This window comes from Enterobacter sp. ODB01, from assembly GCF_001623605.1.
GTDB classification, from domain to species: Bacteria; Pseudomonadota; Gammaproteobacteria; order Enterobacterales; family Enterobacteriaceae; genus Enterobacter; species Enterobacter kobei.
Window position 1 is genome coordinate 1,098,339 of the sequence record NZ_CP015227.1, and the last position, 25,280, is coordinate 1,123,618.

Here is a 25,280-nt window from a genome sequence, read left to right on the forward strand (position 1 = left end):
CATCCACCTTTAATGCTTTACCCGCAGGCGAGTGTATATAAAGCCAGAATCAGTTGCTTTCCAGCATATGAATAATCTGGTTTGCAACCACTTTAGCGCTCTGATCGTCAGTGCGAATGGTCACATCGGCAATCTCTTCGTACAGCGGATTGCGTTCATCGGCCAACGCTTCCAGAACTTCGCGAGGTGGCGTTTCAACCTGCAGCAGCGGGCGCTTTTTATCGCGCTGCGTACGTGCCAGCTGTTTCTCAATGGTCGTCTCAAGATAGACCACTACGCCACGGGCGGAGAGACGGTTGCGGGTTTCGCGAGATTTCACAGAGCCGCCGCCTGTTGCCAGTACGATGCCCTGTTTTTCCGTGAGTTCGTTGATCACTTTTTCTTCTCGGTCACGGAAACCTTCTTCGCCTTCTACATCGAAAACCCAGCCCACATCAGCTCCGGTTCGTTTCTCAATCTCTTGATCAGAATCGTAAAATTCCATATTGAGTTGTTGAGCTAACTGACGCCCAATAGTGCTTTTGCCGGCACCCATAGGCCCAACCAGAAAGATATTGCGTTTCTCTGCCATTTTATCGGTACTACTAAGACTATTCGTTAATGGTAATCCCCGCTTCGCAGACACCCGGCGTAGCAGGACATGAACTGAAACCTCATATGCAATAGAGCGAGAGTCAGACTAAAAATTATCTCAATACTCCGGCTTGTTTGGCAACTGATTAAATCACCACGCCGGTCGCATAAGGTAATAAGACGTAAGTCCAACTCAAATCGGTACTCCTTGTATGCTAATTCATGCCCCACGTCAAACATCTGCAACAAACTGAATGCAAAATCATTGCGGGGATCGTTACCCGTCAGTGAATAGCCACCAGACGTGGTGTAATAAACACCACTAACTCACGCCGTTCATTGTCTTTTCCATCATGGCGAAAAAGTTGTCCCAGCCAGGGGATGCGGCTAAGTCCGGGTACGCCGTCACTGCCGGTTTTATTCTTTTGCGAGAAAATCCCGCCCAGCGCCAGCGTTTCTCCACTTTTGACCTCCACCTGGGTTTCTATCTCCTGCTTGTCGATGGCCAGCGTTTCACCGTCAGCCTGCTGCAACACCTGTCCAGGCATGTTTTCACTGATGTGTAATTTCAGTCGCACGCGTCCACCGGGCAATACCACCGGCGTGACCTCCATTCCGAGTACTGCCTCTTTAAACTCCACCGAGGTCGCGCCGCTTTCGCCGCTTGAGACCTGATACGGGATCTCACTGCCCTGCTTGATGCTTGCCGGTTGCATATGCGAGGCCAGCAGCCGGGGGCTGGCGATGATATCGACCTGCTGTTTTTGTTCCAGCGCAGATAACTCCAGATCCAGCAGCCTGCCGTTAATCCGCCCGATGTTAAACCCCACATTGCTGGTTGCGCTGGCCACGGACAGATCGCTGCCAAGCGTCGTAATCTGTCCGACCTTGCCCGCCTCGGTAGCGTCAGCGAGATTCCATTTCACGCCCAGCTCACGGAGGCTTTTTTCATTAATGGTGACAATGTGCGCCGCCAGCTCAACCTGCTCGACGGGAATATCCATCTGCGACGCCCACTGCTGCAGCGCTTCCAGCGCGGCCGCGTTATCTCTGACCAGCAGGCGGTTGGTACGTTTGTCGACCGATAAACTCCCCTTTGGACTCAGAAGCTTTTCCGCGGCTTTTTGCAGTTCCCCGGCATCCGCATATGAAAATGGGAGGCTTTGCGAGATCAGCGGTGCATCAAGCTGTCGACGCGCCCGCTCCTGCTCTAAACGTTCCCGCCGATCGCGCAGCCATGCCGGGGTATGAACATAAAAAATGCTGCGCTCCTCGTGCAAAACGAGCCCGGCGCTGGCAACGACCGTCTGCAATGCTTGCCGCCAGGGGACGCCCGTCAGATTAAGCGAGAGCGTGCCGCTGACATCGGGCGATATCACCAGATTACGGTTCTCCTGCGTAACCAGTGCCTGGAGCACCTGGGCCACCGGAACATCATCCACCACCAGCGTGACCGGCTTTGGCGCGGCGGCCCACAGCGGGTGGCTGAACGCCAGCAGCAACAGCACTATCCTTAACGTCATTTGTATCCTTTCCTTCTCGTTGCCACGTCCATTGCCCGGGTTCACATGTCTCCCCCACGGCAATGACCAGTTCCGTTTCATTGATGGCGGTTATCTGCCAGCCCGCCGGAAAACGATCGCGCATTTTCATACGATGCCAGCGCTGTTGCCCGTCCTGTAAAATAGCCAGTCGCTGCTGTCCTGCTACCATTCCGCGGTAGTGCCACTGCGCCAGCTCGCCCGTAGCGCAAGGGTCATCCGGCGGACGAAACGGATCGCGCATGCCGGTCAATAACAGCACGGAACAAACCAGCAGGCACTTCGCGCTATTTCGCATGTTCCAGCTCCAGCCGCAGGCGTAACACCGTACTTTGGGGCGAAATCGTAAAAGCAGCGACCTGCACATCCCGCTGTGCCAGCCGGGAAAAGAGTGCGGGGATCGCCTGCCACGCCGATTCCAGCGCCAGTTCGCCGCCGTTCTGAAACGGCTTCCAGTGCAGGAGCGTTGTTCCTTCACCCTGAAAATCGAGCGGCGAAAATGGCATCATCTCCCGTGCCGTCTGGGTTTCCGGACGAAGCGTTGTCTTACTGGCGGAAGGCCACAGCGACGCGTTAGTCCGCACCTCCTGGACCAGCTGCTGCTGTCGCTCTGTACACTGCCTCTCAACTGGCCGAAGCACCGTGCTCCATGCTGCCAGTCCCACAAGGAAAATCCCCAGACACATGCAGATCAGCCGACACCAGGGGCGGCTATCACACCAGCGTTCTAACAGAGTCTCCACGCGCTACCCCTCGCTTTTCAGGTGCAGCGTGAACATCCAGCGCCCCTGACTATCCTGCCGAAGCTCCCCTTCAGGCCCGGGCGTAAAGCCGGCGAGTTGTCCCACCCCGTTGCGCAGCGCAGAGAGAGCCGGAAGGGTGGAGGCATACCCGATCATCATCAGCGCGGGAGGCTGATAACGCAGCTCTGTCAGCCAGACCTGTGGGGGCATGGCGCGGGAAAGTGATTCCAGCACCGGTTGCCATGCGTGTCGTTGCAGCGTGCCCGCAGGCTTCTGCGTCACGGTGGTCAGTTTCTGGCGAGACATAAGGCCACGCTGCACGGACTGGGTTCCCACAAGCTGACTTTGCAGCGCGCGCAGCGTTACCTGATGGTTCATTCGCAGACTGAAAACGATCATGAGGATCAGCAGCGACGTGCTGATAAACATGCCGCCCCAGAAACGCAGGCATCGCGCGCGACGCTGCTGACGCCAGGGCAGGAAATTGGTGACGTTCATTCAGGCTCCTCACTCATAGCCAGTGCCAGCGCGACGGTAAAGTCAGCTCCGCATTCGGGGAGAGGAGCATGGCAGCGTTGCAGGGTTTCCCATGGCGTCCGTTGGGTATCAAACAGCGCGATGTCGTTCGGGTTGAGGGCCAGCAGCGCCGCCAGCTCAGTGACGTTTTCTGCTTCAGTGGTGTATCGACGTCCCCACTGGTGGCGCATGGCCCACAGCCATTGATGCTGATCCCGCCAGGCGACGCACGGCGTCGGTACTACCGCAGGGAGCAGGTTCGCCAGCGCGCTGGCATCCGGGGTGATGGTCGCCAGCCGCAAATGCAGTGTTTTCGCCAGCGCCAGCAGCGTTTCAACCTCCTTGTTTTGTGCGGCAGTGACGTGATACGTATTGCTGAACGTATCCTGCGTGTAATCGAAACAGAGGGTATCTGCGGACATCTCCAGTTCGCGCGAGAGCGACGCGCCCAGCCATGAGAGCTGTTCGCTGTCGCGCAGCGCAACCGCCGGGCGGGGAAGCGACCTTTGCAGAGTGCGCGCGGCTGGGAATGAGAGATAGACCCGGTGATAATGCGGCAGCGTCTTTCGCCAGTCGCGCAACGCATCAACCAGCTGTTCCGGCTGGCAAATTTTGCCGTCACGAATCGTGCCTTCAGCAAGAGTGAATGCCCACCAGCGGCGTAAACACCAGCCGCCTCTCTCCCGGGCCAGCGCCGCAATCAGCACCCTATCATGTTGAATATGAACGCCCGTTTGCCATGTTTTGAAAGCCATGCTTCACGATCTCCTTATCGCCCGTCGCCGTGACGGCTATATCAATGAATCAGGCTTGCCTTTATACTACCGCGCGATTGTTTAGAAACTGCCCAAGTGAAACCAAATGGGAAATCTCCGGTGAAGTTCGTAAAGTATTTATTCATCCTTGCAGTCTGTTGCATTCTGCTGGGAGCAGGCTCGATTTACGGTTTGTACAAATATATTGAGCCACAGCTACCTGATGTCGCCACGCTTCGCGATGTGCGGCTCCAGATCCCGATGCAAGTCTATAGCGCCGATGGCGAATTGATGGCGCAGTATGGCGAGAAGCGTCGTATCCCGCTGACCTTAAACCAAATTCCGCCCGTGATGGTGAAAGCCTTTATCGCCACCGAGGACAGCCGTTTTTACGAGCACCACGGTGTCGATCCGGTGGGGATTTTCCGCGCCGCGAGCATTGCGTTGTTCTCTGGTCATGCCTCCCAGGGGGCAAGTACCATTACGCAGCAGCTGGCGCGTAACTTCTTCCTCAGCCCTGAAAAAACACTGATACGTAAGATCAAAGAGGTGTTCCTGGCGATCCGTATTGAGCAGTTGCTGAGCAAGGACGAAATCCTTGAGTTGTACCTCAATAAAATCTACCTGGGCTATCGTGCTTATGGCGTGGGGGCTGCGGCACAGGTGTATTTCGGTAAACCGGTGGATCAACTCACCTTAAGCGAAATGGCCACCATCGCCGGTCTGCCTAAAGCGCCTTCTACGTTTAACCCGCTCTATTCGCTCGATCGCGCCACCTCGCGTCGTAACGTCGTCCTGTCACGTATGCTGAGCGAAGGCTATATCAGCCAGAGCGAGTACGACCAGGCGCGCAACGATGTCATTGACGCCAACTACCACGCCCCTGAGATCGCCTTCTCTGCGCCTTACCTGACCGAAATGGTGCGCCAGGAGATGGTGAGCCGTTATGGCGACAAGGCCTATGAAGATGGCTATCGCGTGTACACCACCGTCACTCGCAAAGTGCAGCAGGCGGCTCAGGAGGCGGTGCGCAACAACGTGATGGACTACGACATGCGTCACGGCTATCGCGGCCCGTCAAACGTGCTCTGGAAAGTGGGTGAAAGCGCGTGGGACAGCAAAAAAATCACCAGCACGCTGAGGGCGCTGCCAACCTATGGCCCGCTCCTCCCTGCTGTCGTGACGCAGGCCAATCCTCAGGAAGCCGTTGCGACCCTGGCGGATGGCACTTCCGTCTCCCTGCGTATGGACGGGATGCGTTGGGCACGACCTTACCGTTCGGACACTCTGCAAGGGCCAACCCCGCGTAAAGTCACCGATGTGGTACAGACCGGACAGCAAATCTGGGTGCGTAAGGTGGGCGATGCCTGGTGGCTGGCGCAGGTCCCTGACGTCAACTCGGCCCTGGTCTCGATCAACCCACAGAATGGTGCGGTCATGGCGCTGGTTGGCGGGTTCGATTTCAACCAGAGCAAGTTCAACCGCGCGACTCAGGCACTGCGTCAGGTTGGCTCCAACATCAAGCCGTTCCTCTACACCGCGGCGATGGATAAGGGCTTAACCCTTGCCAGCATCCTTAACGACGTGCCTATCTCCCGCTGGGACGCTGGTGCCGGTTCCGACTGGCAGCCGAAAAACTCGCCTGCGGAATATGCCGGCCCTATTCGTCTTCGTCAGGGTCTGGGACAGTCGAAAAACGTGGTGATGGTACGTGCCATGCGCGCAATGGGCGTTGACTATGCGGCAGAGTATCTGCAGCGTTTCGGCTTCCCGGCGCAGAACATCGTTCGCACCGAGTCGCTGGCGTTAGGCTCCGCTTCCTTTACGCCGCTTCAGGTCGCACGTGGATACTCGGTGATGGCCAACGGTGGCTTCCTGGTTGACCCGTTCTTCATCAGTAAAATCGAGAACGATCAGGGCGGCGTGCTGTTTGAGGCAAAACCGAAAATTGCCTGCCCTGAGTGTGATATCCCGGTCATTTACGGCAATACACCGAAATCCGAGGTGCTTGAAAACAAGGACATGGAAGACCCTGCTGTGTCTCAGGAGCAGCCGAATATCGTTGTACCGCAGCCACAGCTGGAGCAGGCTAACCAGTCGCTGGTTGCACAGACCGGCGCGCAGGAGTATGCCCCGCATGTGATCAACACGCCGCTGTCGTTCCTGATCAAGAGCGCGCTGAACACCAACATCTTCGGTGAACCAGGCTGGCAGGGTACCGGCTGGCGTGCGGGACGCGATTTACAGCGCCATGATATCGGCGGTAAAACGGGTACCACCAACAGCTCGAAAGATGCATGGTTCTCCGGCTACGGTCCGGGCGTAGTGACCTCGGTGTGGATCGGTTTCGACGATCATCGCCGTGACTTAGGTCGTACCACGGCATCCGGCGCGATTAAAGATCAGATTTCCGGCTACGAAGGCGGCGCGAAAAGCGCACAACCGGCGTGGGATGCGTACATGAAATCCGTTCTTGAAGGCGTACCAGAGCAGCCATTAACGCCACCGCAGGGTGTGGTCACGGTCAATATCGACCGTAGCACCGGACAGCTCGCTAATGGCGGTAATAGCCGCGCCGAGTATTTCATCGAAGGCACGCAGCCAACCACGCAGGCGGTGCATGAGGTGGGTACAGAGATTATTGATAACGGCGAAACGCACGAGCTGTTCTAAGCATAAAAATGCCCGGTAAAAACCGGGCAAAGAATCCCAGGCCAGGTAAGGCGTAGCCGCCACCCGGCTTTTTTTATGACCTACAACCGCCCCTGCCCCTTCAACCATTCCCGAACCAGGAACAACGCGCTCACGTTGCGGGCCTCGTTAAAGTCTGGGTCTTCCAGCAGATCCATCAGATGCGCCAGCGGCCAGCGCACCTGCGGCAGCGGTTCCGGCTCATCTCCCTCCAGCGATTCAGGGTAGAGATCTTCAGCCACAACAATATTCATTTTGCTGGAAAAATAGGACGGCGCCATGCTCAGTTTTTTCAGGAACGACAGCTCATTCGCACCAAAACCCACCTCTTCTTTCAGCTCACGGTTTGCCGCTTCAAAGACCGTTTCACCCGGGTCGATCAGTCCTTTGGAGAACCCAAGTTCGTAAGATTCTGTTCCCACGGCGTATTCGCGGATCAAAATCAGATGATCGTCGACGATAGGCACAATCATCACCGCTTCGCGCGAAGAGGGGCGCATACGTTCATAAACACGACGCACACCGTTGCTGAACTCCAGGTCCACACTTTCAACATTAAACAGGCGCGATTTGGCGACAGTTTCAACATTCAGAATGGTGGGTTTTTGTAGTGGTTTGCTCATCTTGATGGGGTCTTAACAGTGTGAACTGGCTTTATTGTGCGATATGCCGCACGGTTTCGGCAATGTCAATCGCTCTTTATTTACATTTATGCAACGTAGCTGGGATCAATCCTCAATTCAAAACAAATGTCAAGAGGTTGAAATGTTTCCAGGAATTTGCTGATATCGCGCCATAAGAGGCTTTGCTATCATCACCGGTCACTGGGATGCGCTTCAGAATGCTCAAGTTCGACTCCATACTTGCCGATAGCCAGCCACAGACTCTCATTCAATGTAAAGGTGCTACTGATTACACCTGTAAGAAGATTAGTAAGATGGGGAAAGCATGAGCACCATTTTGATTGTTCTCGCTGCTATGCTGGCCAGCGCATTGATTGCAGGGTGGCTGTACTGGCGACGCGCACAGCGCCGTTACCGGCTGCCTTTTTTAAATGCCTTCGCGGGTGCGACCACCCGTAAACTCGCGCAAGATGAGCGCGATGCAGTTGAAAACTATCTCGAAACGCTGAACCGTACCCAGTTATCGCCTGGGCCGACGGGAGCCACAGCTGCGCCTGTCGCACTGAAACTTAACGCGCAGAGCGACACCGTGCTCTGCGTGACGCGTTCCATTACTCGCTACGGTATCACAACGGACGACCCCAACAAGTGGCGCTACTATCTTGATTCCGTCGAGGTACATCTGCCCCCCTCCTGGGAACAGTACATTAACGACGAAAACAGCGTTGAGCTGATTCATACCGATTCGCTGCCGCTGGTTATCTCGCTTAACGGTCATACCCTGAGTGAATATCTTCACGAAGCTCCGCGTTTTGCGCTGGAACGCGCGAGTTCAACACAGGCCTCCATTCGTGGCGAAGAGACCGAGCAGATCGAACTGCTGAACATTCGTCAGGAAACGCATGAAGAATACGCCCTGAGCCGTCCGGACGGCATCCGTGAAGCCATTCTGATCGTTGCCGCTTTCCTGCTCTTTTTTGTCTGCCTGCTGACGCCGGACGTCTTTGTTCCGTGGCTGGCGGGGGGCGCTGTGCTGCTTCTGGCTGCCGGACTGTGGGGGCTTTTTGCACCGCCGGCCAAAACCTCGTTGCGGGAGATCCACTGCCTGCGCGGCACACCAAAGCGCTGGGGTCTGTTCGGTGAAAACGATCAGGAGCATCTCAACAATATTTCGCTCGGTATTATCGACCTTATCTATCCGCGCCACTGGCAACCGTGGATCGCGCAGGATTTAGGGCAGAAAACCGATATTGATATCTACCTTGACCGCCACGTTGTGCGTCAGGGACGCTTCCTGTCTCTGCATGATGAAGTAAAAAATTTCCCGCTTCAGCACTGGCTCCGTAGCACGGTCATTGCTGGCGGCGCCGCGCTGGTGTTTATCATGCTGCTGCTTTTCGTGCCGCTGGATATGCCCATCAAATTCACCCTGTCGTGGATTAAAGGCGCGCAGACCATCGAAGCGACCAGCGTCAACCAGCTGGATGAAGCAGGGGTACGGGTGGGCGATACGCTGCGCCTGAAGGGAACCGGGATGTGTAATATCCACACCCCGGGCGGATGGAACACGCGGCAGAGCTCGCCTTTCATGCCGTTCGACTGCTCGCAAATTATCTGGAACGACGCGCCGCCACTGCCATTACCGGAATCCGAAGTGGTGAATAAAGCCACGGCGCTGACCCAGACGGTTAACCGCCAGCTGCACCCGAAAGCGGATGACGATTCACGCGTCAGCCCTGCGCTGCGTTCTGCCATACAGAAGTCAGGCATGGTTCTGCTGGATGACTTTGGCGATATCGTTCTCAAAACCCAGGATTTATGTTCCTCGCAGGATGAGTGCATACGCCTCAAAAACGCGCTGGTTAACCTGGGGAACAGCAAAGACTGGGACTCACTGGTCAAACGCGCCGAAGCGGGACGACTGGACGGTGTCAACGTCCTGCTGCGCCCGGTAAGCGCCGAATCGCTGGATAACCTGGTCGCCACGTCGACATCGCCGTTTATGATGCGCGAAACCACCCGTGCGGCGCAGGCGCTCAACAGCCCGGCACCGGGCGGCTTTGTGATTGTCAGCGATGAGGGCAGCGACCTGGTCGATCAGCCTTACCCGCAGGTGGCGCTTTATGACTATCCGGCACAGGAGCAGTGGGGTCAGTTCCAGCGTCTGGCGCAGATGCTGATGCAAACCCCCTTCAGCGCCGAAGGGATTGTCACCAGTATTTATACCGATGCCAACGGCACCCGTCATATCGGCCTGCACAGGATGCCGGATAGCGCAGGATTGTGGCGATACATTGGCACCTCTCTGCTGATGATCGCCATGCTTATCGCCATTGTCTGGAACGGTATTATGGCGCTGCGCCGCTATCAACGCTCGCGCACCCGTCTTGCTGAGATCCAGCAATATTATGAAAATTGCCTTAATCCCAAGCTGATCCCCTCCTCCGAGAGCCTGATCTGATAACCTCGTTGCGCGACAAGATGTGCTACCCTGTCGCGCACGTTTCTTCTGGCTGGAGTTCCCCCTTATGCATCTTGATATCGACTGGCAGCAGGTCGACACCGTTCTGCTGGATATGGACGGCACGCTGCTCGATCTCGCCTTTGATAACTATTTCTGGCAAAAGCTGGTACCGGAAACCTACGGCGAACAGCAGGGTATCTCCCCGGCAGAAGCACAGGCATTCATTCGTTCGCAATATAGCGCAGTGCAACATACGCTAAACTGGTACTGTCTTGACTACTGGAGCGAGCGCCTCGGTTTGGATATTTGTGCCATGACCACCGCCCAGGGCCCGCGCGCGGTACTGCGCGAAGATACGGTTCCGTTCCTGGACGCGCTGAAAGCCAGCGGCAAGCGCCGTATTTTGCTGACCAACGCGCATCCACATAATCTGGCCGTGAAGCTGGAGCACACGGGGCTGGCATCGCACCTTGATTTATTGCTTTCTACCCACACATTTGGTTATCCGAAAGAGGATCAGCGGTTGTGGCATGCGGTGAAGGAAGAGACCGGCTTGCAGCCGGAACGCACGCTGTTCATTGACGACAGCGAGCCCATTCTGGATTCCGCGGCAACGTTTGGCATTCGCTATTGTCTGGGCGTCACCAATCCTGACTCTGGCCTGGCTGAAAAACGCTATCTGCGACATCCTGGACTGAACGACTACCGCCAGATGATCCCCTCACTGACCGTGAAGGAGACGCCATGAAAGAAAAACCCTCTGACGGGGTAAGACTGGATAAATGGCTGTGGGCGGCCCGTTTTTATAAAACGCGCGCCCTTGCCCGCGAGATGGTTGACGGCGGTAAAGTGCATTACAACGGCCAGCGCAGCAAGCCGAGCAAGCTGGTTGAGCTGAACGCCACCTTAACGCTACGCCAGGGCAACGATGAAAAAACGGTGGTGATTAAAGCCATTACCGAACAACGTCGGCCCGCATCGGAAGCCGCACTGCTTTATGAAGAGACGGCGGAAAGCGTTGAGAAACGCGAGAAGACCGCGCTGGCGCGCAAAATGAATGCGCTAACCATGCCCCACCCGGACCGGCGGCCGGATAAAAAAGAGCGCCGCGATCTGATGAAATTTAAACACGGTGAGACAGAGTAACCCTCACCCGCACGAGAGATGAAAATGGCCCAACACGACCAATTACACCGCTATCTGTTTGAACAATTCGCCGTGCGCGGCGAACTGGTCACCGTATCCGAAACCTGGAAACAGATTCTGGAAAATCACAATTACCCGCTGCCGGTGAAGACCCTGTTGGGCGAACTGCTGGTTGCCACCAGCCTGCTGACCGCGACGCTGAAATTTGCCGGTGATATTACCGTGCAGTTGCAGGGTGACGGCCCAATGACGCTGGCAGTGATCAACGGCAATAACCAGCAGCAGATGCGCGGCGTCGCACGCGTTCAGGGCGATGTGCCTGAAAATGCAGACCTCAAAACGCTGGTGGGGAATGGCTACCTGGTGATCACTATCTCCCCTGAGGAAGGTGAACGCTATCAGGGCGTGGTCGGCCTCGAAGGGGATACCCTGGCAGCCTGCCTGGAAGATTACTTCATGCGTTCTGAACAGCTGCCGACGCGTCTGTTCATCCGCACCGGTGAAGTGGATGGTCAGCCTGCTGCGGGCGGTATGCTGCTGCAAGTTCTGCCAGCCCAGGACGCACAGACCAATGACTTCGAGCACCTGGCGACGCTGACCGAAACCGTCAAAGCCGAAGAGCTGTTTAACCTGTCGGCGACTGACGTGCTGTGGCGTCTGTACCACGAAGAAGAAGTGACCGTTTACGACCCGCAGGCGGTGGAGTTCAAATGCACCTGTTCTCGCGAACGCTGCGCGGGTGCGCTGAAAACCCTGCCAGATGAAGAGATCGACAGCATCATGGCGGAAGACGGCGAAATTGATATGCACTGTGACTACTGCGGTACGCACTATGTGTTCAATTCAATGGATATCGCTGAGATCCGCAACAACGCCTCCCCGGCGGATCCGCAGGTTCACTAATACCCTTCCTTCTCCCCATCCTGTTCTCTCTCCCTGTGGGAGAGGGAACTGGGTGAGGGCAAAAAACCTCGCTTAAGCTGAATCGTTTTCCGTATGTAACTCTTACGTAATTTTCTTACGTGTATGCGATTACATTCACATTCTCTCCGATAAAATCACCAGCCTTTAACCTTTTCGGAACATTTTCCCCAACCAAAAAGCGATTCCTGCGATAATCCGCCTGCACTGTGACTGGAGTCGCAGCGTTTTCCGTTAGTAAGGGTTTTGTCCAGATGCGTAAATCTATGAGCCCCGTCGCGGTTAACAACCCCAGAAAAACCCTACAATTTCAGGCAGTACATATTGGCTAAGGAGCAGTGATATGCGTGTTACTGGTTTAACCCCGCAAGATCTCAAGGCTTATGGTATTCACGACGTCCAGGAAGTCGTCTACAACCCCGACTACGATACGCTGTATCAGGAAGAGCTCAATCCAGCACTGGAAGGATACGAGCGCGGTGTGTTGACGAATCTTGGTGCTATCGCCGTCGATACCGGTATTTTTACCGGTCGTTCGCCTAAAGATAAGTATATCGTCCGAGACGAAACCACCCGCGATACGCTGTGGTGGGCTGACAAAGGCAAAGGGAAGAACGACAACAAACCGCTCTCTCCGGAAACCTGGCAGCATCTGAAAGGGCTCGTCACCCATCAACTTTCTGGCAAGCGTCTGTTTATCGTAGACGCTTTCTGCGGCGCTAACGCCGACACCCGTCTCTCCGTACGTTTCATTACCGAAGTAGCCTGGCAGGCGCATTTCGTGAAGAACATGTTTATTCGTCCAACCGACGAAGAGCTGCAGGACTTCACGCCTGACTTCATCGTAATGAACGGTGCGAAATGCACTAACCCGCAGTGGAAAGAGCAGGGCCTGAACTCCGAAAACTTTGTCGCCTTCAACCTGACCGAGCGTATCCAGCTGATCGGCGGTACCTGGTACGGCGGCGAGATGAAGAAAGGGATGTTCTCGGTTATGAACTACCTGCTGCCACTGCGCGGCATCGCGTCCATGCACTGCTCGGCGAACGTCGGCGAGAAAGGCGATGTGGCGGTGTTCTTCGGCCTGTCCGGCACAGGGAAAACCACCCTCTCCACCGACCCGAAACGTCGTCTGATTGGCGATGACGAACACGGCTGGGACGATGACGGCGTGTTTAACTTTGAAGGCGGCTGCTACGCGAAGACCATTCGCCTGTCAGAAGAGGCTGAGCCGGATATCTTCCACGCAATCCGTCGCGATGCGCTGCTGGAAAACGTCACCGTACGTGCCGACGGCTCTATCGACTTTGACGACGCCTCGAAAACCGAAAACACGCGCGTGTCATACCCGATCTACCACATCGACAACATCGTGAAGCCGGTGTCAAAAGCGGGTCATGCTACGAAGGTGATTTTCCTGACGGCGGATGCCTTTGGCGTGCTGCCTCCGGTATCTCGCCTGACCGCCAGCCAGACGCAGTACCACTTCCTTTCTGGCTTTACGGCCAAACTGGCGGGTACCGAGCGCGGCGTGACGGAGCCAACCCCAACCTTCTCCGCCTGCTTCGGCGCAGCATTCCTGTCGCTGCACCCGACGCAGTACGCTGAAGTGCTGGTGAAACGCATGCAGGCGTCTGGCGCGCAGGCCTACCTGGTGAACACCGGCTGGAACGGGACTGGCAAACGTATCTCTATCAAGGATACTCGCGCCATTATCGACGCCATTCTGGATGGTTCTCTCGATAACGCCGAAACCTTCACGCTGCCGATGTTTGACCTGGCCATTCCAACGTCGCTGCCGGGTGTGGATACGCATATCCTCGACCCACGCAATACGTACGGATCGCCGGAACAGTGGCGCGAGAAGGCAGAATCGCTGGCGAAGCTGTTTATTGAGAACTTCGAGAAATATACCGATACACCAGCGGGCGAAGCGCTGGTGAGTGCGGGACCGAAGCTGTAGCCCTTCTCCCTCTCCCTGTGGGAGAGGGCCAGGGTGAGGGCATCAGGCCGCAGAGGTCGCATGTTGTCGGGTGGCGGCTTCGCCTTACCCGACCTACAAAAAAGGTGGCTTTTGCCACCTTTTTTTAACTCTCTTTCACCTGTCCGCGCGTCACCGGCACCGGTAACCAGGCGCGAATGCTCAGCCCACCCCGCTCGCTGGTGCCGATCTCCAGCAATCCGTTATGGTTATCGATAATACGCTGCACAATCGCCAGGCCTAAGCCCGTACCACTGGTGCTGCGCGCACTGTCGCCACGCACAAACGGCTGGAACAGATGCTTACGCTGCTCGGGCTTAATACCCGGACCGTCATCTTCCACCTGGAACCAGGCGCGGTTGAGTTCAGACCCGCTGCTGACTTTAATCCAGCCGTTGCCGTAGCGCGCCGCGTTGACCACCATGTTCGCCACCGCACGCTTAATGGAGAGCGGGTGCATACGGACCTGAATTTCACCGGCCTGAAGGGCAGTATCAATTTCACGTTCATAACCACTTTCCGCGGCCACCACTTCACCCAGCACCGCGTTCAGATCCGCCATCTCCATCGGCATTTCCTGCCCGGTACGGAGATAGTCGATGAACTGCTCGATGATGGCGTTACACTCTTCGATGTCCTTGTTGATGGACTCGGCGAGATAACCATCTTCTTCGCCCATCATCTCCGTTGCCAGACGGATACGCGTCAACGGCGTGCGCAGGTCATGACTGACGCCCGCCATCAGCAGCGTACGGTCATCCGCCAGCTGCTTCACACCTGCGGCCATGTGGTTAAAGGCCCGCGTCACAGAACGCACTTCCGAGGCGCCATACTCGCGCAGCGGGGGAGGAATAATGCCTTTACCGACCTGCAGCGCAGCGTGCTCCAGGTCGACCAGCGGTCGGTTCTGTATACGGATAAACAGCCAGGCCCCGCCTATCGCCAGCAGCATAATGGCGAGCGTATAGCGGAACAGCGGCGAAAAGTCGCCCTGATGGATTTCCGTCAGCGGAACGCGCACCCAGATGTTGGGTGACAGCCAGGTTTTCAGCCAGACGACAGGCGAGCTTTTGTTAACCTCAACGCGGACTTCCGTTGGGCCCCCCAGCTGCTGCGCCATCTGCTGGCTAAGAAATTCGTAGTGCTGCGCCCAGCGCAAACCCGCGTCTTCTGCCGCCTCATTCGAGTAGAGCGAAATGCCCAGCTCACGGTAGATTTCACGGCGAAACGCCGGGGGAACAACCAGTTGCGTGCCGTCCTCCAGTTGCAGTTTATCGGTCATCAGCATACGGACTTCGTACGCCAGGACCTTATTAAACTGCTGGAGGCTCGGCAAAATCGCAAAGTTCAAAACCACCAGGTAGGTCGTCACCAGGCTGACAAACAGCAAGGTGACGATCAGTAACAGGGTGCGGGCAAATGAGCTTCGCGGCGAGAAGCGCATTCGCCTCATGCTTTAGAGCCGTCCGGGACAAACACGTAGCCCAGACCCCATACGGTCTGAATATAACGAGGATGCGCCGGATCTTCTTCCACCATGCGGCGCAGACGGGAGATCTGCACGTCGATGGAGCGTTCCATTGCGGAGTATTCGCGACCACGCGCCAGGTTCATCAGCTTGTCACGGGAAAGCGGCTCACGCGGGTGGCTGACCAGCGCTTTCAGCACCGCAAACTCACCGCTGGTGAGCGGCATTGGCTCATCTTCACGGAACATCTCACGCGTACCGAGGTTCAGCTTGAACTTGCCGAAGGCAATCACCGCTTCTTCCTGCGACGGTGCGCCAGGCAGCTCGTTCGCCTGACGACGCAGCACGGCACGAATACGCGCCAGCAGTTCACGCGGGTTAAACGGTTTTGGAATGTAGTCATCCGCGCCGATTTCGAGGCCCACGATACGGTCAACTTCTTCACCCTTCGCGGTCACCATGATGATCGGCATCGGGTTACTCTGGCTACGCAGACGACGGCAGATAGAGAGCCCGTCCTCGCCCGGCAGCATCAGGTCGAGAACCATCAGATGGAAAGATTCACGGGTTAGCAGACGATCCATCTGCTCAGCGTTCGCGACGCTACGAACCTGGAAGCCCTGCTCGGTCAGATAACGCTCCAGCAGCGCACGCAGGCGCATGTCGTCATCCACGACCAGAATTTTGTAGTTCTCTTGCATTGTGTGTACTCCCAAAGGTTCGGATAGTCTTTGTGACAGCGTATTCTAAAAAAGTGCACGTATTCGACCAGCGAAATCTGGTATAAATTCTAGTCGAAATTGTTACAAAGCATATTTAACAGCAGCTTATCTGCTCATTTCATCACATAAATCATTATTAATCCTGTCTGTTACACTGTGTGGTACGTATTGTGCGCCAGACAGAAAACAGGCAGCAAAGGCTTTACCATGAAAACGCCCCTGATCACCCGCGAAGGGTACGAAAAACTCAAAAAAGAGATGGATTACCTGTGGCGAGAAGAGCGCCCTGAAGTAACCAAAAAGGTGACCTGGGCGGCAAGCCTGGGCGATCGCAGCGAAAATGCTGACTACCAGTACAACAAAAAGCGACTGCGTGAGATTGACCGTCGGGTACGCTACCTGACCAAGTGCCTTGAGAACCTGAAAATTGTCGATTACTCCCCGCAGCAGGAGGGCAAAGTGTTCTTCGGCGCGTGGGTGGAGATTGAAAACGACGACGGTGACACCCTGCGTTTTCGCATTGTCGGCTACGATGAAATTTTTGGTCGTAAGGATTACATCTCCATCGACTCCCCGATGGCCCGCGCGCTGCTGAAAAAGGAAGTGGGTGATTTGGCCGTCGTTCAGACTCCCGCCGGTGAAGCCAGCTGGTACGTCAATGAGATCGTCTACGTAAAATAGTCCGAGAGCGCCCTCCCCGGCTGGCATTTTGCCGTGTCAGCCCGTATAACTATCCCCTGATTTTTCGACTCAACAGATGATAAAGCCATGATGAAAGATTCGCTCTGCCGCATTATTGCGGGTGAACTTCAGGCCAGAGCCGAACAGGTAGAAGCTGCCGTTCGCCTGCTTGATGAAGGGAACACCGTGCCGTTTATTGCACGTTATCGTAAGGAAGTCACCGGCGGTCTGGATGACACGCAGCTGCGTAACCTGGAAACCCGTCTGGGATACCTGCGTGAACTGGAAGACCGTCGTCAGGCGATCCTCAAATCCATTGGCGAACAGGGCAAGCTGACCAGCGAACTGGAAAGCGCCATTAACGGCACCCTGAGCAAAACCGAACTCGAAGATCTCTATCTGCCTTACAAACCGAAGCGCCGCACGCGCGGGCAGATCGCGATTGAAGCAGGCCTTGAGCCGCTGGCCGACCTGCTGTGGAATGAGCCGTCCCACCATCCGGAAACTGAGGCGGCGAAATTCATCGATGCCGACAAAGGCGTCGCGGACACCAAGGCCGCCCTCGACGGTGCGCGTTACATTCTGATGGAACGCTTTGCCGAAGACGCCGCCCTGCTGGCTAAAGTGCGTGATTACCTGTGGAAGAATGCGCACATCGTCTCTACCGTCGTGGCGGGGAAAGAGGACGAAGGCGCGAAATTCCGCGACTACTTCGATCACCACGAACCGATATCTACCACCCCATCACACCGTGCGCTGGCAATGTTCCGCGGCCGCAACGAAGGTGTGCTGCAGCTCTCTCTGAACGCTGATCCGCAGTTTGACGAGCCGCCGAAAGAGAGCCACTGCGAGCAGATCATCATTGACCATCTCGGCCTGCACCTTAACAACGCTCCGGCAGACAGCTGGCGCAAAGGCGTGGTGAGCTGGACCTGGCGCATCAAGGTGCTGATGCACCTCGAAACCGAGCTGATGGGCACCGTGCGCGAGCGCGCCGAAGATGAAGCGATCAACGTTTTCGCCCGTAACCTGCATGACCTGCTGATGGCGGCGCCTGCTGGCCTGCGCGCGACCATGGGTCTCGATCCGGGCCTGCGTACCGGCGTGAAAGTGGCGGTGGTTGACGGCACCGGCAAGCTGGTCGCCACTGACACCATCTATCCGCACACCGGACAGGCAGCGAAAGCGGCTGTCGTGGTTGCCGCTCTGTGTGAAAAATACAACGTCGAGCTGGTCGCCATCGGTAACGGTACGGCGTCCCGCGAGACTGAACGTTTCTTCCTCGACGTGCAGAAGCAGTTCCCGAAAGTCACGGCGCACAAGGTGATCGTCAGCGAAGCGGGCGCATCAGTCTATTCCGCCTCCGAGCTGGCGGCGCAGGAATTCCCGGACCTGGACGTTTCATTGCGCGGCGCGGTCTCTATCGCCCGTCGTTTGCAGGATCCGCTGGCGGAGCTGGTGAAAATTGATCCGAAATCCATCGGCGTGGGCCAGTACCAGCACGATGTGAGCCAGACTCAGCTGGCACGCAAGCTGGATGCGGTCGTAGAAGACTGCGTAAACGCCGTCGGTGTTGACCTGAATACCGCCTCCGTGCCGCTGCTGACCCGCGTGGCGGGCTTAACCCGCATGATGGCGCAGAACATCGTCGCCTGGCGTGATGAGAACGGCCAGTTCCAGAACCGTCAGCAGCTGCTGAAGGTGAGCCGTCTGGGGCCGAAAGCGTTTGAGCAATGCGCGGGCTTCCTGCGCATCAACCACGGCGATAACCCGCTGGATGCCTCCACCGTTCACCCGGAAGCCTACCCGGTGGTGGAACGTATTCTGGCCGCCACCCAGCAGGCGCTAAAGGACCTGATGGGCGATAGCAGTGCCCTGCGCAACCTCAAAGCGGTGGATTTCACCGACGATAAATTTGGTGTGCCAACCGTCACCGATATCATCAAAGAGCTGGAAAAACCGGGCCGCGATCCGCGTCCTGAGTTCAAAACGGCGACCTTTGCTGACGGCATCGAGACCATGAACGATCTGCTGCCCGGCATGGTGCTGGAAGGTGCGGTAACTAACGTCACCAACTTCGGCGCGTTTGTGGATATCGGCGTGCATCAGGATGGCCTGGTTCACATCTCTTCTCTCGCCGACAAGTTCGTTGAAGACCCGCACACCGTGGTCAAAGCGGGCGACATCGTGAAGGTGAAAGTGCTGGAAGTGGACCTGCAGCGCAAACGTATCGCCCTGACCATGCGTCTGGACGAGCAGCCAGGCGACACCAACGCGCGTCGTGGCGGAAACGGCGGCGCTCGTGACTCTCAGCGCCCGGCCGCGAAAGCGGCAAAACCGCGCGGGCGTGATGCTCAGCCAGCGGGCAATAGTGCGATGATGGATGCGCTGGCGGCCGCGATGGGCAAGAAGCGCTAAGTGATAAACGCCCGGTGGCGCTACGCTTACCGGGCCTACGGTTTTGTAGGCCGGGCAAACGCAGTGCCGTCCGGCAAGCAGGCCGCAAAGAATGAAAACAAATAGAGTGCATCCATATTTAAACCACTAATTATCACTTCATTAACAAATAACCCTCTTCTCTTTATCTCCGCATTTCAGCAAATATTGAGCAAGGTCAAACAGGCCGTAAATTAATACACCAAACAACATTCCGTCACAGTTTTATTATTGCTGATAAAAACTATTCTCATTATCATCCCATAGTAGATAATTTAACCTTTCGTGGAAGCAGGCGTTATGCAATTCACTCCAGACAGTGCGTGGAAGATTACCGGTTTTACCCGCGAAATTAGCCCGGCCTATCGGCAAAAGCTGCTCTCGCTGGGCATGCTGCCCGGCTCGTCATTCCAGGTGGTGCGCGTGGCGCCGTTAGGCGATCCGGTTCACATTGAAACCCGACGCGTGAATCTGGTCCTGCGTAAAAAAGACCTCGCATTAATAGAAGTCGAAGCCTTATCCCGATAACGAGCCAGCGGTTTCAGTGAGTCTAAAAAAATGAAAAAATTAACTATTGGCTTAATTGGCAATCCTAATTCCGGCAAGACCACGCTATTTAACCAGCTCACGGGCGCGCGCCAGCGCGTCGGTAACTGGGCAGGCGTAACCGTTGAACGTAAAGAAGGCCAGTTCACGACAACGGATCATCAGGTCACTCTGGTTGACCTTCCCGGCACCTATTCCTTGACCACCATTTCGTCGCAGACCTCGCTCGATGAGCAAATTGCCTGCCACTACATTCTGAGCGGCGACGCGGATCTGCTGATCAACGTGGTCGACGCCTCCAACCTCGAGCGCAACCTCTACCTGACGCTGCAACTGCTGGAGCTGGGTATTCCCTGCATCGTGGCGCTCAACATGCTCGACATTGCAGAGAAACAAAAGCTGCGCATCGACGTCGATGCCCTCTCCGCGCGCCTGGGTTGCCCGGTAGTGCCGCTGGTCTCAACGCGCGCTCGCGGGATTGATGCCCTGAAGCTGGCGATTGACCGTCACACGGGAAATCACGACGTTGAGCTGGTGCATTACGCCCGCCCGCTGCTGCGCGAAGCCGATCTGCTGGCGCAGGAGATGGACAAAAGCATGCCTGCAAAACAGCGCCAGTGGCTCGGCCTGCAGATGCTGGAAGGCGATATCTATAGCCGCGCCTATGCCGGACATGCGGCAGATAAACTGGACGCGACGGTGGCCCGTCTCAGCGACGAGCTGGACGACCCGGCGCTGCACATCGCTGATGCACGATACCAGGCCATCGCCTCGATTTGCGACGTGGTCAGTAATGCCCTGACGGCGGAACCCAGCCGCTTTACGGCGGCGGTGGATAAGATTGTACTCAACCGCTTCCTCGGTTTGCCGATCTTCCTGCTGGTGATGTACGTGATGTTCCTGCTCGCCATCAACATCGGCGGCGCACTCCAGCCGATTTTTGACGCCGGTTCCGTCGCGATCTTTGTACACGGGATTCAGTGGGTGGGTTACACCCTGCACTTCCCGGAGTGGCTGACCATTTTCCTCGCTCAGGGGCTCGGCGGGGGCATTAACACCGTTCTGCCGCTGGTACCGCAGATCGGCATGATGTATCTGTTCCTCTCGTTCCTGGAAGATTCAGGTTATATGGCGCGCGCCGCGTTCGTCATGGACCGCCTGATGCAGGCCCTGGGTCTGCCCGGCAAATCCTTCGTACCGCTGATTGTCGGCTTCGGCTGTAACGTGCCGTCGGTCATGGGTGCCCGTACCCTGGATGCTCCGCGTGAACGCCTGATGACCATTATGATGGCGCCGTTTATGTCCTGCGGTGCGCGTCTGGCCATCTTCGCCGTCTTTGCGGCCGCCTTCTTTGGTCAGCAGGGCGCGCTGGCAGTCTTCTCGCTGTATGTTCTGGGCATCGTGATGGCGATCCTGACCGGTTTAATGCTCAAGCACACGATTATGCGCGGTGAAGCCTCACCGTTTGTCATGGAGCTGCCGGTCTATCACGTTCCACACCTGAAAAGCCTGGTGATCCAGACCTGGCAACGCCTGAAAGGGTTTGTGCTGCGCGCCGGTAAGGTGATTGTCATCGTCAGCATTTTCCTGAGCGCGCTGAACAGCTTCACCCTCAGCGGTCAGGCAGCAGATAACATCAACGATTCTGCCCTCGCCTCTGTCAGCCGCATCATCACGCCGGTCTTCAAACCGATTGGCGTGCATGAGGATAACTGGCAGGCGACCGTGGGCCTGTTCACCGGTGCGATGGCGAAAGAGGTGGTTGTCGGCACCCTGAACACGCTCTACACCGCGGAGAACATCCAGGAACAGGAATTTAATCCGGCAGCGTTTCACCTCGGTGATGAACTGCTGGGTGCCGTCGAGGAGACCTGGCAGAGCCTGAAAGATACCTTCAGCCTGAGCGTGCTGGCGAACCCGATTGAGGCCAGCAAAGGCGACGGTGAAATGGCGACGGGTGCCATGGGCGTGATGGGCGAGAAATTTGGTAGCGCATCTGCGGCCTACAGCTATCTCATCTTTGTTCTGCTCTATATTCCGTGCATCTCCGTCATGGGAGCGATTGCGCGTGAATCCAGTCGCGGCTGGATGGGCTTCTCCATTCTGTGGGGGCTGAATATCGCTTACTCGCTGGCGACGCTGTTTTATCAGACCGTTAATTTCAGTCAGCACCCACGCTACAGCCTGGTTTGTATCCTCGCGGTTGTCCTGTTTAACGTGATTGTTCTTGGCCTGCTGCGCCGGGCACGCAGCCGCGTCGATATCGACCTGCTGGCAAATCGTAAAACCGCCGCGACCTGCTGCAACAGCCCGGCGGGCGACTGTCACTAAGGAGCACACCATGGCGTCATTGATTCAGGTGCGTGACATGCTGGCTCTGCAGGGCCGGATGGAGGCGAAACAGCTGAGCCTCAGCCTGCATACGCCCCAGCCGATGATCGATGCCATGCTGGAACGCCTTGAAGCCATGGGTAAAGCCGTGCGGATCCAGGAGGAGGCAGAGGGTTGCCTCTCTGGCAGTTGTAAAAGTTGTCCAGAAGGAAAGGCTTGCCTGCGGGAGTGGTGGGCACTGCGCTAATACTGCACTCATAAAGCCGGGCATCGCTGCCCGGCTTTATCATATTACTTATAGACGTCCGCGGTGGCGCGTACGTTTTTGGTCTGTTTTTCTGCACTGGTGACGACGTAGTACGTCCCGCCCATCTCATCCGCTTTCTTCGACAGCTCTTTTCTCGCATCCATCGGCGCGGTGGTGTCAGACGTAGAAATCTCACCGATTTTCGTCAGATTCATGCCGGCAACTTTATCTTTTTCCAGCTCTTTTGCCGCAAAGACGCCAAATGACAGTGACCCAATAACCAGAGAAGTGACAATACCTGTAACAAGTTTCATAGCCTGACTCTCCATAGGATTGTTGTTTTGATCATCGTAGGTATAACAACCGCAACGACATCTGGAGTATGGTTGCGGTGTGTTACTTTTTCCAGGCTGGATAGAAAATAATCAGTCTAAACGTTGACTTAACGCAATGAGCGCTGAACAAAATTCCGTCGGATGAGAGATAAACGGGGCATGCGCGGCTTTGGCAATGACCTGCGATTCGCTGTCCGGCCAGAGGGAGTCCAGCAAGGGCACCACTTTGCGCGGCACCAGCCCGTCAAGATAACCATAGATACGCAGATGCGGCATCGTCAGCGCGGCCAGCGGCTCACGCAGATCGACCGTTTTCAGAATTTCAAGGCCGCCGTTGAGCACCTCAACGTCCGGCATCGGCAAAGAGAGCACCACCTGCTTCAGCGCTCTGGCATCCTGTCGCGCGGTTTCGGTGCCCATCGTCTGTAGCGCGAGGAACCGCTCTACGGTCCGCTGGAAATCGTCACTCAGCTGCTGCTGGAAACCCGCCAGCACGTCAGGCTTTATGCCGGGCCACGTCTCCTGCGCGCTAAAGCAGGGCGATGAGGCCACCGTCACCAGCGCATTTACGCGCTCGGGCCAGGAAAGCGCAATCTGGCTTGCCACCAGCCCGCCCAGACTCCAGCCCAGCCAGATGGCATGTTGTGGCGCCGCGTTCAGCACCTCCTGCGCCATCTCTTCGAGCGTCATCGCACCATAACCATGGCTACGGCCATACCCCGGTAGATCAACCAGATGTAACGTAAATTGCGAGGCAAGTTCCTCGTTTATGCAATGCCATACTTCTGCATTCAGGCCCCATCCGTGCAGCAGCACAAGATGGCAATTTCCTGTCCCAACGGTCTGCCACCACAGCGTCTTCATCAGTTACTGTTCTCTTTTTTCACATGGAGGTTGAACATGCTAACAGTGCCCGGCTTGTGCTGGCTATGCAAAATGCCGCTTGCCCTTAGCGCCTGGGGCGTCTGTTCCGTCTGCACGCGTTCGCTGGAAAGGCGTATCACCACCTGCCCACAATGTGGTTTACCCGCCGCGAACCGCTATTTACCCTGTGGCCGCTGCCTGAAAAAACCCCCGCCGTGGAGCGCGCTGGTGGCGGTGGATGATTACGTTCGACCGCTGAGCAGGCTGATTCACGCCCTGAAGTTTTCCGGCCACAGTTCGCTGGCACCGCCCCTTGCCCGCCTGTTATTGCTGGCGGTTTTACAGGCACGGCGAACCCGCGCCCTGCCGAAAATTGATATGGTGGTCAATGTTCCCCTGTATCGCCGTCGCCACTGGCGGCGTGGTTACAATCAGAGCGACCTGCTCTGCCGTCCGCTCGCCCGCTGGCTCGGCTGTCGATACACTGCCAGCGCACTCACCCGCGTACATGCCACCGCCGTTCAGCATCAGCTCAACGCCCGGCTGCGCAAAAGAAACCTCAAAAATGCCTTTCGCCTTGAATTGGCGGTTAACGGCCTCCATATCGCGATTGTGGATGATGTCGTCACCACAGGCAGTACCGTTGCTGAACTTTCCCGACTGCTTTTGCGAAGCGGCGCCGCGTCGGTTCAGGTATGGTGTCTGTGCCGTACCTTGTAGCCCTTCTTCAATGGGCGTATGATTATACCCAGGTAATTTAGTCAACTATTAGGCCAAAGCTATGATCCGTATTTCCGATTCTGCACAAGCGCACTTTGCCAAACTGCTGGCAAATCAGGAAGAAGGGACGCAGATCCGCGTGTTTGTGATTAACCCGGGCACGCCGAATGCAGAATGCGGTGTCTCTTATTGTCCGCCAGACGCTGTGGAAGCAACTGACACTGCCCTTAAGTTTGAACAGCTCACCGCTTATGTTGATGAGCTGAGCGCGCCGTATCTTGAAGATGCGGAGATCGACTTCGTCACCGACCAGCTGGGCTCTCAGCTGACCCTGAAAGCGCCGAACGCCAAAATGCGTAAAGTCTCCGACGATGCCCCGCTGATGGAGCGCGTTGAATATCTGCTGCAATCCCAGATCAACCCCCAACTGGCGGGCCATGGTGGTCGCGTTTCCCTGATGGAAATCACGGAAGATGGCCTGGCGATCCTGCAGTTTGGCGGCGGCTGTAACGGTTGCTCTATGGTCGATGTTACGCTGAAAGAAGGGATCGAGAAGCAGCTGCTGAACGAGTTCCCGGAGCTGAAAGGCGTACGTGACCTGACCGAGCACCAGCGCGGCGAGCATTCTTACTACTAAGCCGTCTGCCTTTGCCCGGTGGCGCTGCGCTTACCGGGCCTACAAAACAGTTACTGCATCCGAATCGCAGGCCGGGTCAGGCGAAGCCGCCACCCGGCTTTTGTTTTCCCGCCGCGCCTCCTCTATATGTTGACCTGCGTCTCATAATTCACATTTTGCCTGCCTGGGTGATTCTCAACCACGCCATGTTACCCGTATCATTCTCGTGGGCACTAAGCACACTCATAACAGCCGACTAAACTTAATGGTTTGCAAGGCATCAGTATTAGTGCCGTTACTTCTCTGTTCCCAGTTGGGACAATCGGAATGTGTCGTTGAAACAATGACGTTACCCATAAC

At 56.4% G+C, this 25,280-nt stretch carries 24 protein-coding genes; 13 read left to right on the forward strand and 11 right to left on the reverse strand.

All coding sequences use genetic code 11. The features are described 5' to 3' along the window. Positions 1–49: 49 nt before the first annotated feature. The 6 genes from aroK to A4308_RS05390 form a co-directional block, all read right to left on the reverse strand. Positions 50–571: a shikimate kinase AroK gene (gene aroK, locus A4308_RS05365; protein WP_003861630.1), complete on the reverse strand. Its 522-nt coding sequence runs from the start codon at positions 569–571 to the stop codon at positions 50–52. A 286-nt stretch (positions 572–857) separates the two neighbouring features. Beyond that, positions 858–2,096, reverse strand: a complete 1,239-nt coding sequence (gene hofQ / locus A4308_RS05370; protein WP_045281912.1) for a DNA uptake porin HofQ — start codon at positions 2,094–2,096, stop codon at positions 858–860. Further along, positions 2,008–2,412, reverse strand: a complete 405-nt coding sequence (locus A4308_RS05375) for a HofP DNA utilization family protein (RefSeq protein ID WP_045281911.1) — start codon at positions 2,410–2,412, stop codon at positions 2,008–2,010. Before A4308_RS05375 ends, hofQ begins: the two co-directional genes overlap by 89 nt. Continuing rightward, on the reverse strand, positions 2,402–2,857 hold the full coding sequence (locus A4308_RS22720) for a HofO family protein (RefSeq protein WP_045281910.1): 456 nt from the start codon (positions 2,855–2,857) through the stop codon (positions 2,402–2,404). Before A4308_RS22720 ends, A4308_RS05375 begins: the two co-directional genes overlap by 11 nt. 3 nt (positions 2,858–2,860) lie before the next feature. Beyond that, entirely contained in the window at positions 2,861–3,355 is a 495-nt protein-coding gene (locus A4308_RS05385) for a PilN domain-containing protein (RefSeq protein ID WP_049010906.1), read from the reverse strand. After that, complete coding sequence (locus tag A4308_RS05390) at positions 3,352–4,128, reverse strand: hypothetical protein (protein ID WP_045281908.1); 777 nt, start codon at positions 4,126–4,128, stop codon at positions 3,352–3,354. The genes A4308_RS05385 and A4308_RS05390 overlap by 4 nt, the downstream gene beginning before the upstream one ends. Before the next feature lie 120 nt (positions 4,129–4,248). On the opposite strand from A4308_RS05390, the gene mrcA reads away from it, so the two are divergent. Then, positions 4,249–6,801 (forward strand): peptidoglycan glycosyltransferase/peptidoglycan DD-transpeptidase MrcA, encoded by a 2,553-nt coding sequence (gene mrcA / locus A4308_RS05395; protein ID WP_045281907.1) that lies wholly within the window; start codon positions 4,249–4,251, stop codon positions 6,799–6,801. Positions 6,802–6,881: 80 nt separating this feature from the next. Here the strand turns inward: mrcA and nudE are convergent, their stop codons facing one another. Further along, a complete protein-coding gene (gene nudE, locus A4308_RS05400; protein ID WP_008503041.1) occupies positions 6,882–7,442 on the reverse strand; it encodes an ADP compounds hydrolase NudE in 561 nt (186 codons plus the stop codon). A gap of 325 nt (positions 7,443–7,767) precedes the next feature. Between nudE and A4308_RS05410 the strand changes: the two genes are divergently transcribed. From A4308_RS05410 to pckA, 5 genes are all read left to right on the forward strand, one after another. Further along, complete coding sequence (locus A4308_RS05410) at positions 7,768–9,903, forward strand: intracellular growth attenuator family protein (protein WP_045281906.1); 2,136 nt, start codon at positions 7,768–7,770, stop codon at positions 9,901–9,903. Between the two features lie 67 nt (positions 9,904–9,970). Then, on the forward strand, positions 9,971–10,654 hold the full coding sequence (gene yrfG / locus A4308_RS05415; RefSeq protein ID WP_014885534.1) for a GMP/IMP nucleotidase: 684 nt from the start codon (positions 9,971–9,973) through the stop codon (positions 10,652–10,654). Then, on the forward strand, positions 10,651–11,052 hold the full coding sequence (gene hslR, locus A4308_RS05420) for a ribosome-associated heat shock protein Hsp15 (RefSeq protein WP_014885535.1): 402 nt from the start codon (positions 10,651–10,653) through the stop codon (positions 11,050–11,052). Before yrfG ends, hslR begins: the two co-directional genes overlap by 4 nt. 18 nt (positions 11,053–11,070) lie before the next feature. Next, the gene (gene hslO / locus A4308_RS05425) at positions 11,071–11,955 is read left to right on the forward strand and encodes an Hsp33 family molecular chaperone HslO (protein ID WP_162184515.1); all 885 of its coding nucleotides are present in this window, start codon (positions 11,071–11,073) and stop codon (positions 11,953–11,955) included. A gap of 361 nt (positions 11,956–12,316) precedes the next feature. Further along, the gene (gene pckA, locus A4308_RS05430; RefSeq protein WP_023331490.1) at positions 12,317–13,936 is read left to right on the forward strand and encodes a phosphoenolpyruvate carboxykinase (ATP); all 1,620 of its coding nucleotides are present in this window, start codon (positions 12,317–12,319) and stop codon (positions 13,934–13,936) included. Between the two features lie 124 nt (positions 13,937–14,060). On the opposite strand, the gene envZ is transcribed toward pckA, so the two are convergent. Both envZ and ompR read right to left on the reverse strand, forming a co-directional pair. Then, a complete protein-coding gene (envZ, locus tag A4308_RS05435) occupies positions 14,061–15,407 on the reverse strand; it encodes a two-component system sensor histidine kinase EnvZ (protein WP_014885538.1) in 1,347 nt (448 codons plus the stop codon). After that, positions 15,404–16,123, reverse strand: coding sequence for an osmolarity response regulator transcription factor OmpR (ompR, locus tag A4308_RS05440; RefSeq protein ID WP_001157751.1), 720 nt, complete (start codon positions 16,121–16,123; stop codon positions 15,404–15,406). Before ompR ends, envZ begins: the two co-directional genes overlap by 4 nt. Positions 16,124–16,351: 228 nt before the next feature. On the opposite strand from ompR, the gene greB reads away from it, so the two are divergent. The 5 genes from greB (at position 16,352) to feoC (ending at position 22,385) form a co-directional block, all read left to right on the forward strand. Then, positions 16,352–16,825, forward strand: coding sequence for a transcription elongation factor GreB (greB, locus tag A4308_RS05445; protein WP_014885539.1), 474 nt, complete (start codon positions 16,352–16,354; stop codon positions 16,823–16,825). Between the two features lie 87 nt (positions 16,826–16,912). Continuing rightward, positions 16,913–19,243, forward strand: coding sequence for a Tex family protein (locus A4308_RS05450; RefSeq protein WP_063308479.1), 2,331 nt, complete (start codon positions 16,913–16,915; stop codon positions 19,241–19,243). A 318-nt stretch (positions 19,244–19,561) separates the two neighbouring features. Further along, on the forward strand, positions 19,562–19,789 hold the full coding sequence (feoA, locus tag A4308_RS05455) for a ferrous iron transporter A (RefSeq protein ID WP_008503050.1): 228 nt from the start codon (positions 19,562–19,564) through the stop codon (positions 19,787–19,789). Positions 19,790–19,819: 30 nt separating this feature from the next. After that, positions 19,820–22,138 (forward strand): Fe(2+) transporter permease subunit FeoB, encoded by a 2,319-nt coding sequence (gene feoB / locus A4308_RS05460; RefSeq protein WP_014885541.1) that lies wholly within the window; start codon positions 19,820–19,822, stop codon positions 22,136–22,138. Between the two features lie 10 nt (positions 22,139–22,148). Beyond that, positions 22,149–22,385, forward strand: a complete 237-nt coding sequence (gene feoC, locus A4308_RS05465; RefSeq protein WP_014885542.1) for a [Fe-S]-dependent transcriptional repressor FeoC — start codon at positions 22,149–22,151, stop codon at positions 22,383–22,385. Between the two features lie 44 nt (positions 22,386–22,429). Here feoC and A4308_RS05470 read toward each other — a convergent pair whose 3' ends face one another. Continuing rightward, complete coding sequence (locus tag A4308_RS05470) at positions 22,430–22,699, reverse strand: YdgH/BhsA/McbA-like domain containing protein (RefSeq protein ID WP_014885543.1); 270 nt, start codon at positions 22,697–22,699, stop codon at positions 22,430–22,432. Between the two features lie 111 nt (positions 22,700–22,810). Continuing rightward, positions 22,811–23,584 (reverse strand): pimeloyl-ACP methyl ester esterase BioH, encoded by a 774-nt coding sequence (gene bioH, locus A4308_RS05475; protein WP_023331493.1) that lies wholly within the window; start codon positions 23,582–23,584, stop codon positions 22,811–22,813. A gap of 36 nt (positions 23,585–23,620) precedes the next feature. On the opposite strand from bioH, the gene gntX reads away from it, so the two are divergent. Both gntX and nfuA read left to right on the forward strand, forming a co-directional pair. After that, positions 23,621–24,304: a DNA utilization protein GntX gene (gntX, locus tag A4308_RS05480; RefSeq protein ID WP_045135457.1), complete on the forward strand. Its 684-nt coding sequence runs from the start codon at positions 23,621–23,623 to the stop codon at positions 24,302–24,304. A 61-nt stretch (positions 24,305–24,365) separates the two neighbouring features. Then, positions 24,366–24,941 (forward strand): Fe-S biogenesis protein NfuA, encoded by a 576-nt coding sequence (gene nfuA / locus A4308_RS05485; RefSeq protein ID WP_003861601.1) that lies wholly within the window; start codon positions 24,366–24,368, stop codon positions 24,939–24,941. The last annotated feature ends 339 nt before the right edge of the window (positions 24,942–25,280 follow it).

Bases quoted from the DNA above. Each gene is read 5' to 3' on its own strand.
- A4308_RS05385 (WP_049010906.1), bottom strand. From the start codon at position 3,355: ATGAACGTCACCAATTTCCTGCCCTGGCGTCAGCAGCGTCGCGCGCGA.
- bioH (WP_023331493.1), bottom strand. From the start codon at position 23,584: ATGAAGACGCTGTGGTGGCAGACCGTTGGGACAGGAAATTGCCATCTT.
- ompR (WP_001157751.1), bottom strand. From the start codon at position 16,123: ATGCAAGAGAACTACAAAATTCTGGTCGTGGATGACGACATGCGCCTG.
- gntX (WP_045135457.1), top strand. From the start codon at position 23,621: ATGCTAACAGTGCCCGGCTTGTGCTGGCTATGCAAAATGCCGCTTGCC.
- yrfG (WP_014885534.1), top strand. From the start codon at position 9,971: ATGCATCTTGATATCGACTGGCAGCAGGTCGACACCGTTCTGCTGGAT.
- A4308_RS05470 (WP_014885543.1), bottom strand. From the start codon at position 22,699: ATGAAACTTGTTACAGGTATTGTCACTTCTCTGGTTATTGGGTCACTG.
- feoB (WP_014885541.1), top strand. From the start codon at position 19,820: ATGAAAAAATTAACTATTGGCTTAATTGGCAATCCTAATTCCGGCAAG.
- A4308_RS05410 (WP_045281906.1), top strand. From the start codon at position 7,768: ATGAGCACCATTTTGATTGTTCTCGCTGCTATGCTGGCCAGCGCATTG.
- nfuA (WP_003861601.1), top strand. From the start codon at position 24,366: ATGATCCGTATTTCCGATTCTGCACAAGCGCACTTTGCCAAACTGCTG.
- nudE (WP_008503041.1), bottom strand. From the start codon at position 7,442: ATGAGCAAACCACTACAAAAACCCACCATTCTGAATGTTGAAACTGTC.
- pckA (WP_023331490.1), top strand. From the start codon at position 12,317: ATGCGTGTTACTGGTTTAACCCCGCAAGATCTCAAGGCTTATGGTATT.
- feoC (WP_014885542.1), top strand. From the start codon at position 22,149: ATGGCGTCATTGATTCAGGTGCGTGACATGCTGGCTCTGCAGGGCCGG.
- A4308_RS05390 (WP_045281908.1), bottom strand. From the start codon at position 4,128: ATGGCTTTCAAAACATGGCAAACGGGCGTTCATATTCAACATGATAGG.
- envZ (WP_014885538.1), bottom strand. From the start codon at position 15,407: ATGAGGCGAATGCGCTTCTCGCCGCGAAGCTCATTTGCCCGCACCCTG.
- hslR (WP_014885535.1), top strand. From the start codon at position 10,651: ATGAAAGAAAAACCCTCTGACGGGGTAAGACTGGATAAATGGCTGTGG.
- A4308_RS05375 (WP_045281911.1), bottom strand. From the start codon at position 2,412: ATGCGAAATAGCGCGAAGTGCCTGCTGGTTTGTTCCGTGCTGTTATTG.
- A4308_RS05450 (WP_063308479.1), top strand. From the start codon at position 16,913: ATGATGAAAGATTCGCTCTGCCGCATTATTGCGGGTGAACTTCAGGCC.
- aroK (WP_003861630.1), bottom strand. From the start codon at position 571: ATGGCAGAGAAACGCAATATCTTTCTGGTTGGGCCTATGGGTGCCGGC.
- feoA (WP_008503050.1), top strand. From the start codon at position 19,562: ATGCAATTCACTCCAGACAGTGCGTGGAAGATTACCGGTTTTACCCGC.
- hofQ (WP_045281912.1), bottom strand. From the start codon at position 2,096: ATGACGTTAAGGATAGTGCTGTTGCTGCTGGCGTTCAGCCACCCGCTG.
- greB (WP_014885539.1), top strand. From the start codon at position 16,352: ATGAAAACGCCCCTGATCACCCGCGAAGGGTACGAAAAACTCAAAAAA.
- hslO (WP_162184515.1), top strand. From the start codon at position 11,071: ATGAAAATGGCCCAACACGACCAATTACACCGCTATCTGTTTGAACAA.